The sequence below is a fragment of the Prevotella sp. C561 genome, assembly GCF_000224595.1.
Classification (GTDB): Bacteria; Bacteroidota; Bacteroidia; order Bacteroidales; family Bacteroidaceae; genus Prevotella; species Prevotella jejuni.
In genome coordinates this window covers 66,807-81,568 of sequence record NZ_JH114152.1, presented here as the reverse complement: position 1 = coordinate 81,568, position 14,762 = coordinate 66,807, and the positions used below count along the sequence as shown (strand labels likewise).

Here is a 14,762-nt window from a genome sequence, read left to right as displayed (position 1 = left end):
GCCCATACCAGGCTGCGACACTGTAAATATCCATCTCAAGAAGATAGCACGGCTTTGTGGTATCACAAAGACACTGACCTTCCACATGGCTCGCCACACCTTTGCTTCGCAGATGACACTCTCTGAAGGCGTGTCTATCGAGAGCGTATCGAAAATGCTCGGGCACAGCCAAATAAAGACCACACAGGTGTATGCAGAGACTTCTCCAGAGCGTGTCTTTCGGGATGTGGAGAAGATTATTCCTCTCATTGCACAATATCGTCTGACTAACTAGAAATTATAAGGAATACAAACGATAAAACATACATGGAACAATGAAAAGTACATTTTCAATTCTATTCTATATAGACAGAAGCAAGACAAATGAGAATAACGAGTGCATTATACGCTGCCGTATCACCTGCAACGGTGCGGCTGCTTCATTCTCAACAGGATTGCACACCTCTCCCGTTGATTGGCAATCAAAGATAGGACGTATAAAAGTGGCAGCTAACAGAGCGAATGATGTCAATCATCAACTGGACTCAATAGATAAACGACTTCACGCACTCTATGAACTCACGTTGAGGGAAGAGAACTATATCACGGCAGAATATCTTAAGGAGCAGTTCCTGCATCAAGGCAAACCTACCCCATCACTCATAGAGCTTTACCAAGCTGTCTGCGAAAGTAAGGAGGAATTGCAGGGCAAGACTATAGGAAAGGCTACCGTCAGGGCTTTTAGGGACAGCAAGAAGAGCTTTTTACAATTTCTGAAAACAAGGGGGAAGGAGGATTGTCTTCCCAAAGAAGCCGACAAGGACCTAATAGAAAGCTACCGTCTGTTCATGCTTAGGGACTTAGGAAACAAGGAGAGCACCGTCTCCAACCGTCTGCGCCACCTGCATCAAGTTATTAGAAAGGCACAGCAGGAGCGGTATATCCATGCAGACCCTTTTGAACTGATAGACATTGAAACGCCCACCTACGAGCGCAATGCCCTCACTTCTGACGATTTACACAAACTTCTCTCATATCGCCCTCACCGCTCGGTGGACAACCATTGCAGGCTCATCTTCCTCTTGGGCTGTTTCACGGGGCTGGCATTCTCTGACTTGAAGAAACTCCGAATGGACGATGTTTATACATTCGGGGATGAGCGCAGGTACATATCGCTCTGTCGCACAAAGACACAGAACAGGAGCATTGTCCCTTTATTGCCCATTGCCGAAGAGATACTCACCATTGTCAGCGACGGACAAAAGGAGGGTTTGCTCTTTCGTGAGTTCCCCACGAATAGCCATTTCAACCGCAAGATAAGGGATATCATCATCAAGGCAGGACTCCCACCTCATACCGAAGCCACCTCGCACACGGCACGACATACCTTTGCGACGACCATCTGTTTGGAGAACGGCTTGCCGATAGAAACCGTCAGTAAGATGCTCGGACACCGCTTCATTTCCACCACCGAACTCTATGCAAAGGTTAGCAAGAGCAAGATTGCACGTGAAATGCAGCCACTCATGGGCAGCAATATCACAAGGAAACTTAGAGAGGCTTTGCGTGTCTGCCCGCCAAAAAAGCCAAGCGGAGAGCAAGCAGTTTTTCCTTTGGCTGCAAAGCAACCATCATTGAATATCAACGCTAAATGAAGATGAAGATAAAGATGAAACAGCACAACAAACAGGAACTTTCCTATTTTCGATTGAAATTAAGAAGTTACATGAGTGAGCATCACCCCGAGAGATTGCAAGATACGGAGTTTATCACTGCACGGGCAGATATGGCTCTCACAGTTTACTGCGATGTCGTGGCGCAAGGCTTCACGCACCCCGAAGCGGAGAGTATGGCAAGTGAGGTTTTGTATCACGGTTTGCACTTTTCTAAGTATGATACGCTTGTATCCGTGTTGGAGGACGAGTTTGAGAGGGAACTTCCTGCACCGTTCCCCGAGAGGCTTTCACTTTTATTGTTGGCGAACAAGGCTGTTCAAGCCACATTCGCTGGGTACGAACTGACGGACACATTTGCTTCTGACGAGCAATACGACCGTCTTTACACCGAACTCACAGGCACGATAGTGCTGCTCATTGAGAGCAATAATCTGCCGACAGTCAGACTGACGGAGGAAGCAAGCCCGAAGGCGTTGTAAGCAAAAGCGCACGCAAAGTCCCTGATGCCGTTTCTTATCGTGCAAAGGTACAACGGCAGCTAATCTGCCCTGACAAGGTCAAGTCCTGCGGATGGAGAGAAGAATCTCCACCGCAGGATTTTTCTTTTCAAGTTGGTATTGCCTTTTTCAATAGCCATGCGGTTGTATTCATCTCTCCCAACCTTGCAGGGCAGGGCTGCCGTAGAGAGTATAGGCACGACAAGAATACGGCATACTCAGGCTCTTTGGACGCAAGGCGTAACAACCAACAACAGATAGGACTGACGATAATACGGACTATCTGTTGTTTGTACAATTTATTGTCATGACTATCTGTTGTCAAAACTATCTGTTGTCAAAACTATATATCGTCAAAATAATCTATCGATAAAACTATCTATCGATAGTTCTACATATCGATTTGTCGAACTATCGAACTGTCGAAAGAATAATTGCTATGTGATAAAAGAAAAGAGCCGGCACCTCATCTCATTACCGCAATAATGCAGACTGATTTCCTTTGCTTTTTCTCTTGTTTTCCTGACATTTCCCTGCTTTTCCTCATTTCTTGCAGCGGTGCTTCCGAGGATTTACTTTTGCACTCGATAAGTACGGCAATGGACTGCATAACAGTTTGTTTGCCGAGTAACAATAAAGTAATCAAAACAAAATCAAGGCAATGAAACTCATTATCATCGACCGCAAAGCGTGGGAGCGACACCGCTCCGAATTTGCAGACTTTATCCACAGTATCGAACAACTCATCGGCAATCCGCCCGAAACGGACGAATGGCTTGACAACGAAGCCGTGTGCAAGCGTTTGGGCATCAGCAAACGTACCCTGCAATCATACAGAGATACGGGGAAAATCCCTTTCTCAATGATTGGACATAAGTGCTATTACAAGGAAAGCGACATCACGGAATTACTGAACGCAAAAAGTGAATGAACTATGACAGAGAACGAAATCATTACACAGCAAGACCCTCAGATGCAGTTGTTTGCACAACTGATGGAAGGAGTATTGAAGAAATTGGAGCGGTATTGTGCTACCGCCCGTCCGATGCTGGGCGGAGAGGTTTACCTCACTGGCGAGGAGGTTTGCAGCCAATTACGGCTCAGCACACGCACGCTCCAAGAGTACAGAAACTTAGGAACACTTCCTTTCTACAAAATCGGAGGGAAGATACTTTACAAACAGAGCGACATACAAACAATGCTTGAAAGGCATTATAACGCAACACCTAAGAAATTATGGCAAGAATAGATGAACTAAGGAAACAACGTCTGGAACAAGCCCTTCGAGATATGGGCAATTATGGTGTTAAGCTCCGCAAGCCCGAAGATTTGCCCGATTTTGACCAGCCCGTAGATTATGAGGAGGAAAAGAGAAGGTTTGAGCCTGTTGATAAAGTTGAGGAACAAAATGACAAGGAGAGTAACGAGGATTTTTCTCAACCGTCCTATCAAGAAACAGCGTTGTCGCCAACAAAAAGGGCTACTTCTACCGAAGAATTTCATCAAAGAATGGGAAAAACAAAGGACAGAAAGCAATTATCCGAGTTTCAGGGGAAATATCTCCAGCCCTTTCGCAACAGCCACCGCAAAGCCGTGTATGTATCAGAGGAAACCCAACGAAAGTTAGACTTCGTGGTGCGGAGAATCGGTGAGTATGGAGCGAGCGTTTCGGGATATGTCGAACAGGTACTGCGGGAACACCTCGACCAATACAAGGAAGATGTGGAAAGATGGAGGAAACTCTGAATTACTGCATTCCTCGAATGCAAGCCTACGCCGAGTTACTGTATTCAATGAATGCAGTAACACAGCAGGGGCTTATAATCCCATTTTCTACATCAGCAAGGTGTGTCTTTGTACCACAAATTGCCATTTGTACCACAAAGACCCTTGCCCCGAAAGGGGATTAAATCACTCCAAAGTCGTGATTAGATAACAGAATAAAACATAAGATTAGGCTAAAATTAGAAGTAGCCAACAACAATCGTTACGGACACAGAGAGACAGAGGAAGTGCCATGCTGGGATAGATGGGACACCCGTATGACCGACGTGAAAGACCAGCTGCGTGTCATTGCCTTATACAATATATCGGGTGTCGTAAGCAAATCCGATTTTGTCCGTGCCCGAATCCTCGGGGAGAGTTTCAGACACTACCTAATATCATCTCTTTTCGTATCATCCCACACCTTAAGAGTGTAATAACTTGTGTGCATTATATTATTCAAGGGAGAAATAGAAACTCTAAAAAACAAAGTATCATTGAAATGACTATTCTTTAGTTTCTTATTATATGGGATTACGATACAGTAAACACTATCATCATAGTTATATTTATCATATTCAACTATTATTTGGTATGGGAGTTCTGGGTGATTGTTTCCAGTATCATCCTTTTTTGTTAGCTTGATTGCGTGCATGTTCATGAAGTTGTCCCATTTAAATCCCTTTTCAACAAAAATACTTTTTACATGTAATAGTGGGGACACTTTATATTTTACATCCTTGACAAATACACCATTATTTTTGGATTCCTGTTTAGTTAAAGAAAACATTCTTGCTCCATCATAGCCATATCCATAATAACCAATTGATATATTTAAGACTTCAAGAAATAATACACACAATGCAATTATCAGGAAACATATAATAATGACTTTTTTTTTCATTTTCATATACAAATAGGATTAGGTGATACGTCATTAAATGACATATCACCTTTTGAAAATATTAACGATTATCAGTTTTTTCAGAATATTTTAGATGCATCCGTTGTTTTATCTGAATATCATTTTTTTTGCCAGTATTATTATTGATATTCATATTAACCCGAGTAATACGTTTTGACAATTTGTCATACCAATTTTTAGGTATCAAGTCCGATTCTCCAGGTATAGCTTCCCCGGTCGCTTCTATCATTCCTGAATTATTAAATCCTTTTCTTGAATTAGCTACAGAAGCAAAGGCACTTTGAGCAACATCTATGCAAGATTTACCAGGACCTGCAACCCCATAGTATTTAGCTTTAGAAGTCTTCATTGCGGCAGATAGAGCTTGCTTGTCTTCTGCTGTAGAGGTTGCTATTCTCGTATAATCATCATAGGAATGATGCTCTTTCAAATTGCTATTAATAGAATTAGCCGTAAGAACAGCTTTTTTAAGGTCAGTTACAACCTTTCCATTACTGTCAACTATAGGCGTTCCTGAATCAGGATTTCGATTCTTTCCCCACGGATTTCCTCCTCCTGTTCCATTTATCGAAACGTATTTCCACCCTGAGGTTTCATTTCCAATGAGAACTGCAGCATGACCATATCCATTAGCAGCCTCTCTGTCCAGTAGAAAGACAATATCTTTACCATCAGGATCTATAATCTTTAATGGGTTATTTAAACAATATACATAGGCACTAACATTCTGATATTTCTCCATCTTTGGATCCACAGTCATCCATAGACTCAACCGTGGCTCATAGTACCTCGCACCATAGTAGTACATTCCCGTTTCCTCGTCAAATTCTTTCGCATTGAAGAGATAAGGCGTGTTCCAAGTGTTGTTGCGCTCCTCGATGAATACCTCGCCGAACGGCACGTACTCGATATGCTGAGCTACCTCGCCGTCAAGGTTGGTGATATAGCTACTGCTGCCCAAGTGGTCGGGGTGGTAGTAGAACTGCATCTTCTCGTAGTCGTCGTTAGGCTTGAAGTTACCGCTCGCAGCTCTTGTGCGTGCCATTACCCTTGCTTGTGCTGCTTCTGGCGTGCCATCGTTGCAGCAGAAGCCTTGACCGTTTACGTAGTCGTCATTGTCCTGACCGTTATAAGGTTGGTCAAACGCCTTGTAGTTATCCTTAATGGATTGCAGTTGCTGATTGTATTTATCCTTGTAGTTAATGGTAAGACCATCAGCCTCATTGCCTGCGTATGGAATTCGTCTTGGGTCTGCGCCATAAGAAGCGAGGTCGCCAAGTTTAGATACAATTCTCTGACTACCTACATAGATATGCTTGGTGTACTTACCACCTTGCCCTGCCACGAGGTATGGACTGACATAAAGGCTGAAGCGTGCCGTACCGGTGTTGCCACTAGAGAACTCGGAGTTCACATAGATGGCTTCGTTCTCGCCTGAGGTCTTCACCGTGCGCTCACCATCGGCATCATACCAATAGTTGCTCACAAAACCGTTCTCATCGGCTGCCAACAAGCGGTTTTCCTCGTCCCAACGATACTTCTGCTCACTTGCCTTTTCATCTTCCTTGCCGTCTTTCTTTACACGAGAGGTATTGATGTAGACAAGGTTTCCGTTGGTATCATAGGTGTACTTGTGTCCGTTGTTGATATTGGTACTCTCCGTAGGAGTTTCTTCCGTTCGGTAGTTAATATCATGAACATTGTCAAGCTGGAACTTTCTGCCCGCATCCTTGCCGTAAGTATAGGCGAGTTCATAGCCTGCATTGAGCGTGCCGTCAAACTGCACACCTGTCTGCGAGAGATGTTGCTTCTTACTCGTGATGCGGTGCATGTTGTCGTAGCCCATAGATAATGTATAAGAAGCGGCTTTCTTGTCCGTTCCCTTATAAGTACCCGTTGCGCTTGCCAAACGATACAATGGGTCGTAGGTGTAACTATGACTCATCTGTCCGCCTGCCTTGCCACTCTGTGGGAGTGGAGCATTGTTCTGTATGCCGAGCACGTTGCTCACTGCGTCGTAGCTGTAGGCATTGTCCATAATAATACCTGCCTTAGCATTGACCACGAGGTTCTGCAAACGTCTGCGTGCAGGGTCGTAGCTGTAGAAGGTCTCAGCACCATTGCAATACTTCAGATAGGTGCGCTGCTCGAACTTGTCATAACCAATCTTGTTCACATAATCGTAGCCATAGGACTTGTAGCCACGCACATGGTCTACCTGCCCACCGAGGTTGTAGCCGTAGGTGACCTTTTCCTCATCGGGGTAAATCATTTCCAATAGGCGATTGTGGCTATCATATTTCCACTGTGTTACGTAGGTTGCCACAGCCTGGTTTGGCACAATCAGCGTGCGCACGGTCTTCAAGACCTCACCCATCTTACCGTAGTAATACTCGATAGCGCCACTGCCGTCCTCACGAAGCATCAATCTGCCGATACGGTTGTGAGAAGAGTTGATACCACCGTAATGGTATTTCACGTTATTCTCCGGATGGTCGGGATAGTTGATAGCCGTCAGACGTCCGTAGTCGTACTCGTAATTGATGGTTTTGCCCTCCTTCTTGAGGTTGGCTGTCTGCTTGGTGAGTACATTGCCTAAAGCATCGTAAGTAAATGTGGTGATACCGCTGGCAGGGTGGTTCACCTCTGTGCGACGGTCGCCCATATCATAGACGGATGTCGTTACATTGCCCTCGGTGTCTGTTACTTTGACAAGGCGGTCGATGCCGTCATATTCGAAAGAAGTGGTAATGATACCATCAGGTCCGCTGAGTTGCTCGGTCTTCACGGTCTTGCCACTACCATCGGTATAGGTAGCCTGACGATTACCCAACGCATCAGTTACAGTCGTTACGAGTGCATTGCTACCTGCGTCCGTAGAGTATTCCGTCTTGGTCTCAGCATTGTCCGGAAGTGTTACCTTCATGGCACGGTCAAGCACGTCATAAACCGTTACGGTTGGCGACACGTTGTCAAAAGCCTTGTTGAAAGTTGTCTTGCTTCCCACTGCTTCGGTTACAGGGTAGTAAGCCTTAGCCACACGACCGAAAGCGTCATAGACATTGCGTCCGCTGACAATCATCACGGTCTCGTCTTTCGGAGCACTACCCTTGGCAGCTGTCGTTACCACACCGTCTTTCTTCACCTGAACGGGACGTCCGAAGCCATCCACGAAGGTTACGGTCTCCATATCATCGCTTGGGTGCTGTATGTCGTAATGTTTGGTCACTGCATAAGCAGGCGCTGTAATACCGTTGGTGCCGAAAGTAGCCTTAGGTTGATAGTCAAAGGCAATGATGTACGGCACACCTGTTGCCAACTCATTAGGACCACGCACAGCTTTCACACGTCCGAGGTTGTCTATATCCGTTTCATAATAGAAGTGGTTGAGATCCATACGGCGGAGTGCCATACCATAGCGGTAGTCGAAGTTGGCTGCCTCGCTACGGTAGCCAAATGCATCGTCTATGCGCTCCACATACATATTCATCACCGGCTCATAGCGGTAGGTGTACCACATGCGCTGTCCCTTGCTGTTAGCAGGAAGCGTGGTCTTGATGATGTTGCCGTAAGCATTATAAGTATAGTCTGAGACAGCTTCGCCGCTTCCGAGTTGTTGCTTAATCTGTGTAATATGGTCGGCATAGTTCAAATCGTAAGTCGCAGAAACTTGATGATAAATCTTACCATCACCGCCCGTTACGGTTACGTTGGTAGGTAGCCCGAAGATATGTTTGTTATCATTGTGAGCATATTGTATTGCGGTTTGGTAGTCGAACTTACCCGAACCGTCAGCACCCAACTTGCCCTTATCACTAAACTTGTAGGACTTCAACTCTCCGTGATAGCCTGTGAGGTAATACTCGTTCCAAGCCTCAGAGGTGGTGATACCGGTTGCCTGTCCCTCATACTGTTTATTGGCGGTATAGCGTAGCGGCACGAAGGCAGAGGCGCGGTCGCTACAGAGCTTGGTCTGCTTGGTAAAAGTGTACTTGTCACCGTTGGCAGTGAGGTAGTAGCCGTCATATTCATTGCGTGTCTCGGTGTACTTGTTGCCTTTGGCATCCTCTACAGACGCTCCAAGCTCATTGCCCTGTGCGTAGTAGGTAGACACGTCATAGAGTTGCACAGCCTGACGATAGACTGCGGATTCACCCTGTTCGGTGTCGATATTCTTGGTTACGACCTTACCAAAGCCGAGGAACTCACGTTCGTGGCGATCTTTCTGTCCATCTGAATAGGCAAACATCGTCTTCATCATCGGTCCATCATCACGGATACCATCGTCAATGGTTACGGACGACATTACCCATTTACCACCGGGCAGGCCGTAGGTAGGCGTGCTGTGTTCGTAGTCCAGTGTAAAGGTTCCGCCAAGGGAGTTGGTCACGCTCTTGAGCATGTTCGTTCTGCCGATGGCAGAGCGGGTTACTTTCAGTTCACTTTCCTTATCGGATTCTACGATGTCGAGGTAGCCGTCGCCGTCCACATCTTGCAAAGCATAGGTAGGGCGATTGATGCTGTGGCTGAGTGACACCCCAGGATTGACGGCAATCTTGACGTTTACAACAGGAATTGTAACAGGTGTGGTAAAGGAGGTATTGACGGATTCTGAGGTAGAAGAAGCATTTGACAATGATTTAGCACTCTTCCACACTATTGGCTGGTCAAAAGATGAACCATTATTGAATGCAACACGCACGGTGTAGTCCTCCAGTAAGCCATTACCTTCTATCCATACTCTATCCGGCAAACCGTCACTATTCAGGTCGGTAAGGTTGTACTTTTCTTTATTTTCAGAAGTCGTAAGTCCGATGCCCCCGGAATAACTACCACTGCCGATACTGAAACCACCACCGGTACTGAACGTTGTGGCGTTACCACCTTGTATCTTATCAAAATCCCACTTGATTGGCTTGGAGAATGTATATCCGAAGTTTAACCTAACATCACCATTCTGATAAACCCGATCCACCAAACCATCACCATTGATATCAATAAAGCTCTCTTCGCTCCAATCCTCATTGTTAGGAGTGCCCAATGACAAACTGACGCTGGCTTTGCCTTCCAGTGATGACTTCAGGTTATTATTGTTACTCTTAGAATTCTTAGCGTGTGGTATCGTTATTGAGAATGACGCAACAGGGATACTTCCAAGGCTCCATGTCTGTGATAGATTGCTACTCTTGATAGTACCAATATCTGTCTTTTCTCCACTGATACCACCTTGAGTGTTGGTGTATTGGATTATACCGCCGGCAAGGATGTCGGGGTAGCCGTCACCATTGAAGTCCATCATGGTGGATTTAGTGGTGCTGCTGCCTGTGGCATTGTTGACCGTGAGCATACTTACACCTGTCTGTATGACAGTGCTGGTGCTGGTGGTCTTTTGTGTGATGGCAAATGCACCTGTCCCTTGTAGGCAGTCTCCGCTTACTGTATTGTCATTAGCCATCTCTCCAAAGAGATTACCAAGTACAACATCCTGCTCCGTCAATCGAGCTGTTCCGGCTTCCGTTGCCGTAAGGTAGATTTCTGTTCTCTGTCCTGTCCAGCGTGACAAGGTGTTCAAGTCCGTTCCTAAAGGTGTAAAGACCATCTTCATAGGGTCGAGCCTGTCTTTTTCACTTTTTGGGAGTTTTAGCAGACTTTCATCTATAGGCTTGGCATAGCGTCCGTCAGCGGCATTGTACACAAATCCGCCCCAACCACGATAAAGATCACCAAAGCCCTTGTCCTGCATCTTGGCATAGAAACCGGCATTAACCTTAGTAGCGACAGGAGAAGACGAAGGCACCACACTTACTGTCGACAACGTTACATTGACACCATCCAATGTCTCGGAATAGAAGAACTCGAACCAAAGTTTTTCAGACGGTGCGGAAGTAATCTGCATCGGTTCGCCAAATATCAAACCATTAACGATGGAATATTCTTTCTTGGAAATAAGTGACGTTGCCGTTTTGGCTGTAAGTGTTACCTTACCGCTTACGTTGTTAGAGGATAACTGTACGGTAGGTGTTACCGTTAGGCTTGTACCTTGTGTGGAGGTATAGGCTGCTGGTAAACTCTTTGTGTCGGAATAAGTGCTGTATCGCACACCCAAATTCACATTGATAGGTGAACCTACGGAATCACGATAAGTGGCAATGGGTTTCCACGACAGCGATGCCCAATCCACGTTGGAGGAAGCGACAACCTCACAGGAAAGGTTATCAAAGCCGTCTGCTACTTGATAAGAGGCTGTTATATCTCCATTAAAAGATTCTTTGGGAGCAAAAGTACGTTCGAATACGGTACGTTTCCCATAGTTGGGATTGCTGTTCCCTTGTTCATCCGTCTTGTTATTGGCAGCAATGATACGGATAGTCAACTCGTCGGTTGTAGATGGCTTGACGAATTTACCGGAGAATGTTATATCTTTGGCATTAACGCCTATCTCACCCTCACTGGTATAAACAGCCCCCTCGGTAGCCTTGTATACATTGGAGGTGTAGCCATTGGGCTGTATTCCCGATGTTAGTCCTTGATAGATTACTTCCGGTGACCAAGTGACGTTATCGAATGCACCGTTACTCGTTTCGGTATTGCCGGACTGTACACGGAAATAAATCTTATCACCTTTTTGAACAGTGATATTTGAAGCGGTGGCAGGATAACCGGTTTCGTCACCTTTGGCTATCATCTTCTGCCATAGTTCCGTACCACCTTTTTGGATGGCAACACGCACACCGTCTGCCTTATCGTATTCCGACTGGTCGAAGTCACCAGTCGGCTTCAACAAACGTACTTCACCCGAAATATTCACAATACCAGCTGCCGGTGCTTGCCATACACGCACCATATCCTCCATAGGAGAATTGGCAATGACCTCGGCTTGTTCTTCGGGCGTGACTGCTCCAACGGAAGTATCTAACTTGCTATTGTCGTAAATAATGGGACTTGGTGTGTCTGCACTGCTCAGCGTAAAGGTTGGTATGGCATTGCCTGAAGCATCAAACTCTATATGATTGAAATATACCTTTCCGTCAGAAACAAGGTCTACCAATCCGTCACCATTGATATCGGAGAAATAAACTGTAGTCTTGGATGAGGTCTTGGAGAGGTCTGTACCAAGGGTGGCAACAATCTTTTGCCATCCTGCTTTTACATCGGCTCCTCCAGAGTAGGAGTTACTACTAGACTTAGAGAAATTGCTGATACCACGAACTCGGATGGGCTCTCCATAGATAACCGCACCATCAACGGAACGCTGTTGCGGTCTGTAATAGATAGCTCCATCTTTCTTATACACCTTGTCGGGGGCACCATCACCATTGATGTCCGCAAAGGTGGACAGTCCGCTTGATTTATCATTTGAATAACTAAAAGATGCTCCTGCTGTATTACTTGTCGTTGCACTACCATCGCCAAGACCGACACCGGCATAGAATGATCCACCAATGGATGAACTCAATGAACCGCCCAATGCAGTGGGTTTATCACTGAAACGACCACCCACAGCTGTAATCGGGTTGAGGAACCCAGCATCCAATCTGTCATTATGGGTATCCCACTTCTCTCGGCTGTTCTTAAAAGGCACATACCCCTTAGCAGCCTGTACATCATCATAATAGTCGAAATTCTGATAAGACACTTCTGCACCTTTGTCATCGAGTTGCTTTACACCCGTAAGCACATCTTTGTTGAACGCACCCTCGCCATAGGTAAAGGCATAACTGCGGAGCGTACTTCCTTGGAAGTTCACTGTTAGCTTCTCTAACAAACGATTCGATGAGGTTAGGAAGCCATATCTTGCATTGTTGTTTTTGAGTCGTTTCTGTTTACTGCCTTCTAAGACAACCACTGTGTGGGGTGCTTGTCCGCTATTACCAGCACGTACTTCCTTAAGATAAATGGCTTTTGCCACAAGTCCACCACGAACAGGTTCGTCGGCTGTCTCATAGACGTATTCGATATAATCACCGTGTGTTTCTTCCACACGTTTGAGCTTCCATTCGGTAATTACCTCACGGCTTTGACCGCTTGCATCGGTGATGGTACCTTTGAGAACGGCACCTTCTCCACCATAAATATATTTGATTCCTTGTTTGTCGGTTACTTCCCAAGTATAGTCGGCAGGAGAATTACCCTTTCGGATAATACGGCTGAAGTCTCCTCCCTGCCGAGTGTAGAACTGTCTGTCCGCTTTTCGGTTCATCTTCTCACCACGGTGAGCCACACCCATCTTGCCGTCGTCACCCATCGTGGAAAGCATAGAACCCGACATCAAATAAGTCTCGGTTTCTTTACTTGTATCGTATCTTGGAACACCCCAGCGAGTATCCAACGTAATAGAAGGAACAGAGAGATTCCAACCCTCTCCAAGCCATCCACTACCGCCTTCACTGCTGTACTGTATGCCCAAAGAAGGAGCCATACCATTGCGTGCGGGAGGCATTTCAAAGCCATACTGAAGATTGGCAGAACCTCGGTTGTTGGCTGTAGGAGGTGTAATGAGATTGATTTTTGATGTCGGATCCGCTGCCTTGATGTCGTTCATCATTGTTGGTGTGAATCCGTCGGTCTGTGGTGACTCCGGTGCCTTGATTACACCATTGATCATATCGGTGAAGTGCGTCGTCTTCGATACCACGCAGGCTGTAGCCTTATCCACCTTCACACGTTCCAAAGCCACCCAGTGCCTGGTGTCTTGGTCGAAGTAATAGGTATTGATGTCGTCTTCTGTAAAACCGCTCGGAATTCGCGTGCGGTCGTATTTTATCTTCACCGTCGCACCCTTGCCCTCGAAGTGGTTGCCGTGGGGCAGAAAACGGTAACCGTCTCCCTTGGCGGTGACGTTGGTCATGCCATAGTCCAAAGCTGGGATGTCCGTCTCACGGAGTGTCGTGACGGAGTATCTGCCGTTCCTTGCGATGTCCGCAGCCTTCACGGAAAGGACGTTGCCGCCGATGGCGATGCTGTCCGCCCTGTGTGCGAGGAACTGCTTCTCCGCCTTTCCACCGACGGACACGAGGGCACGGGCATAGTCCGCCCTGCCTCCCTGTACAGGTGCAATGGTTCTGCTGATGTCTCTGCCCGCAATGGTTGCCGTGAGCGTGAGGTGTCTGCCCGTAGATGGCACGATGCCCTCGAATTCTCCGTCATGGACGGTGAGGATTGTGCCGTTCACTGAGACACGGCTTGCCTTCCCTCGCACGAAGCCGTGGAGGTAGGTCTGACCGTCATAGGCTATGGGGGCGGAGGAAAGGATTATTTCTTCCTGCTTATTGGTATTAGTCTTTGTCTTAGCATCCGCTACGGTTTCGATATGTACGTTCCTGACCGAATAGGCGTAGGAAGCATCCGTCGGAATGGTGAAGAGGACGGTGTTCTTGCCGTCCTTCAGCCACTCGGGACTTATTTCCTCCCTGACGGTCTTCCATTCCTTGGAAAGTGCCGTGAGGTAGCCGCCGACAGCCATGCGGTCGTTGATGCTCCTGCTGATGCCCTGACCAGAGCTTACGCCCTTGAGGTCATAGACCAGCCATGCGCGCATATTTGGAGAGACTTTCTCGACTGTTATCTCGAAGATGTTGTCCTCGGGGTTGTCCGAAACCCGTCCGTCGGGCTGTCCTATGATGCCCGAGGCATGGTCTGCCGTGTAGGTGGTCGCCATAACGGAAGAAGTTGCTGCTGCTGTCGTCTTTGACTTATCCTCCTTCCTTGCCGTCCGTGATATTCCCTGCGTAGCTTTTTCTGCGTTATGGACGTTCTTCGTGAATGTCTCGGTCTGTGCTGCCATGGATTGTGATATACTCGTGCCGTTGTTTTCACGTGCACTGTCCTGTCCCTTGTATATATGCGTCGCAGCGATGGCTGCGGTGATGGCTGTCAGTAATGCCGCCGATATGAGGTAATGCTTTGTCTTCATAGCCGTTG

General features: G+C 46.7%; 8 protein-coding genes and 1 pseudogene. 7 read left to right on the top strand and 2 right to left on the bottom strand.

Features of this window, described 5'->3' with window-relative positions:
• From HMPREF0666_RS12930 to HMPREF0666_RS18180, 7 genes and pseudogenes are all read left to right on the top strand, one after another.
• A partial coding sequence (locus tag HMPREF0666_RS12930) for a tyrosine-type recombinase/integrase (RefSeq protein WP_009012809.1) occupies nucleotides 1-274 on the top strand: 274 nt, incomplete at its 5' end.
• 40 nt (nucleotides 275-314) lie between these two features.
• The gene (locus HMPREF0666_RS12925; RefSeq protein WP_009012808.1) at nucleotides 315-1,634 is read left to right on the top strand and encodes a site-specific integrase; all 1,320 of its coding nucleotides are present in this window, start codon (nucleotides 315-317) and stop codon (nucleotides 1,632-1,634) included.
• Between the two features lie 14 nt (nucleotides 1,635-1,648).
• On the top strand, nucleotides 1,649-2,134 hold the full coding sequence (locus tag HMPREF0666_RS12920; RefSeq protein WP_042856395.1) for a DUF1896 domain-containing protein: 486 nt from the start codon (nucleotides 1,649-1,651) through the stop codon (nucleotides 2,132-2,134).
• A gap of 679 nt (nucleotides 2,135-2,813) precedes the next feature.
• Nucleotides 2,814-3,083, top strand: coding sequence for a helix-turn-helix domain-containing protein (locus HMPREF0666_RS16830; RefSeq protein WP_009012806.1), 270 nt, complete (start codon nucleotides 2,814-2,816; stop codon nucleotides 3,081-3,083).
• Between the two features lie 3 nt (nucleotides 3,084-3,086).
• Nucleotides 3,087-3,401 (top strand): helix-turn-helix domain-containing protein, encoded by a 315-nt coding sequence (locus HMPREF0666_RS12910; protein ID WP_009012805.1) that lies wholly within the window; start codon nucleotides 3,087-3,089, stop codon nucleotides 3,399-3,401.
• Complete coding sequence (locus HMPREF0666_RS12905; protein ID WP_042856378.1) at nucleotides 3,389-3,898, top strand: DUF3408 domain-containing protein; 510 nt, start codon at nucleotides 3,389-3,391, stop codon at nucleotides 3,896-3,898. Before HMPREF0666_RS12910 ends, HMPREF0666_RS12905 begins: the two co-directional genes overlap by 13 nt.
• A 206-nt stretch (nucleotides 3,899-4,104) precedes the next feature.
• A pseudogene (locus HMPREF0666_RS18180) lies at nucleotides 4,105-4,314 on the top strand (hypothetical protein); the annotation flags it as partial.
• Here the strand turns inward: HMPREF0666_RS18180 and HMPREF0666_RS12900 are convergent.
• Both HMPREF0666_RS12900 and HMPREF0666_RS12895 read right to left on the bottom strand, forming a co-directional pair.
• Complete coding sequence (locus HMPREF0666_RS12900; protein ID WP_009012803.1) at nucleotides 4,305-4,826, bottom strand: hypothetical protein; 522 nt, start codon at nucleotides 4,824-4,826, stop codon at nucleotides 4,305-4,307. The pseudogene HMPREF0666_RS18180 and the gene HMPREF0666_RS12900 overlap by 10 nt on opposite strands.
• Nucleotides 4,827-4,881: 55 nt before the next feature.
• Nucleotides 4,882-14,754, bottom strand: a complete 9,873-nt coding sequence (locus tag HMPREF0666_RS12895) for a toxin TcdB middle/N-terminal domain-containing protein (protein ID WP_009012802.1) — start codon at nucleotides 14,752-14,754, stop codon at nucleotides 4,882-4,884.
• Nucleotides 14,755-14,762 lie beyond the last annotated feature (8 nt).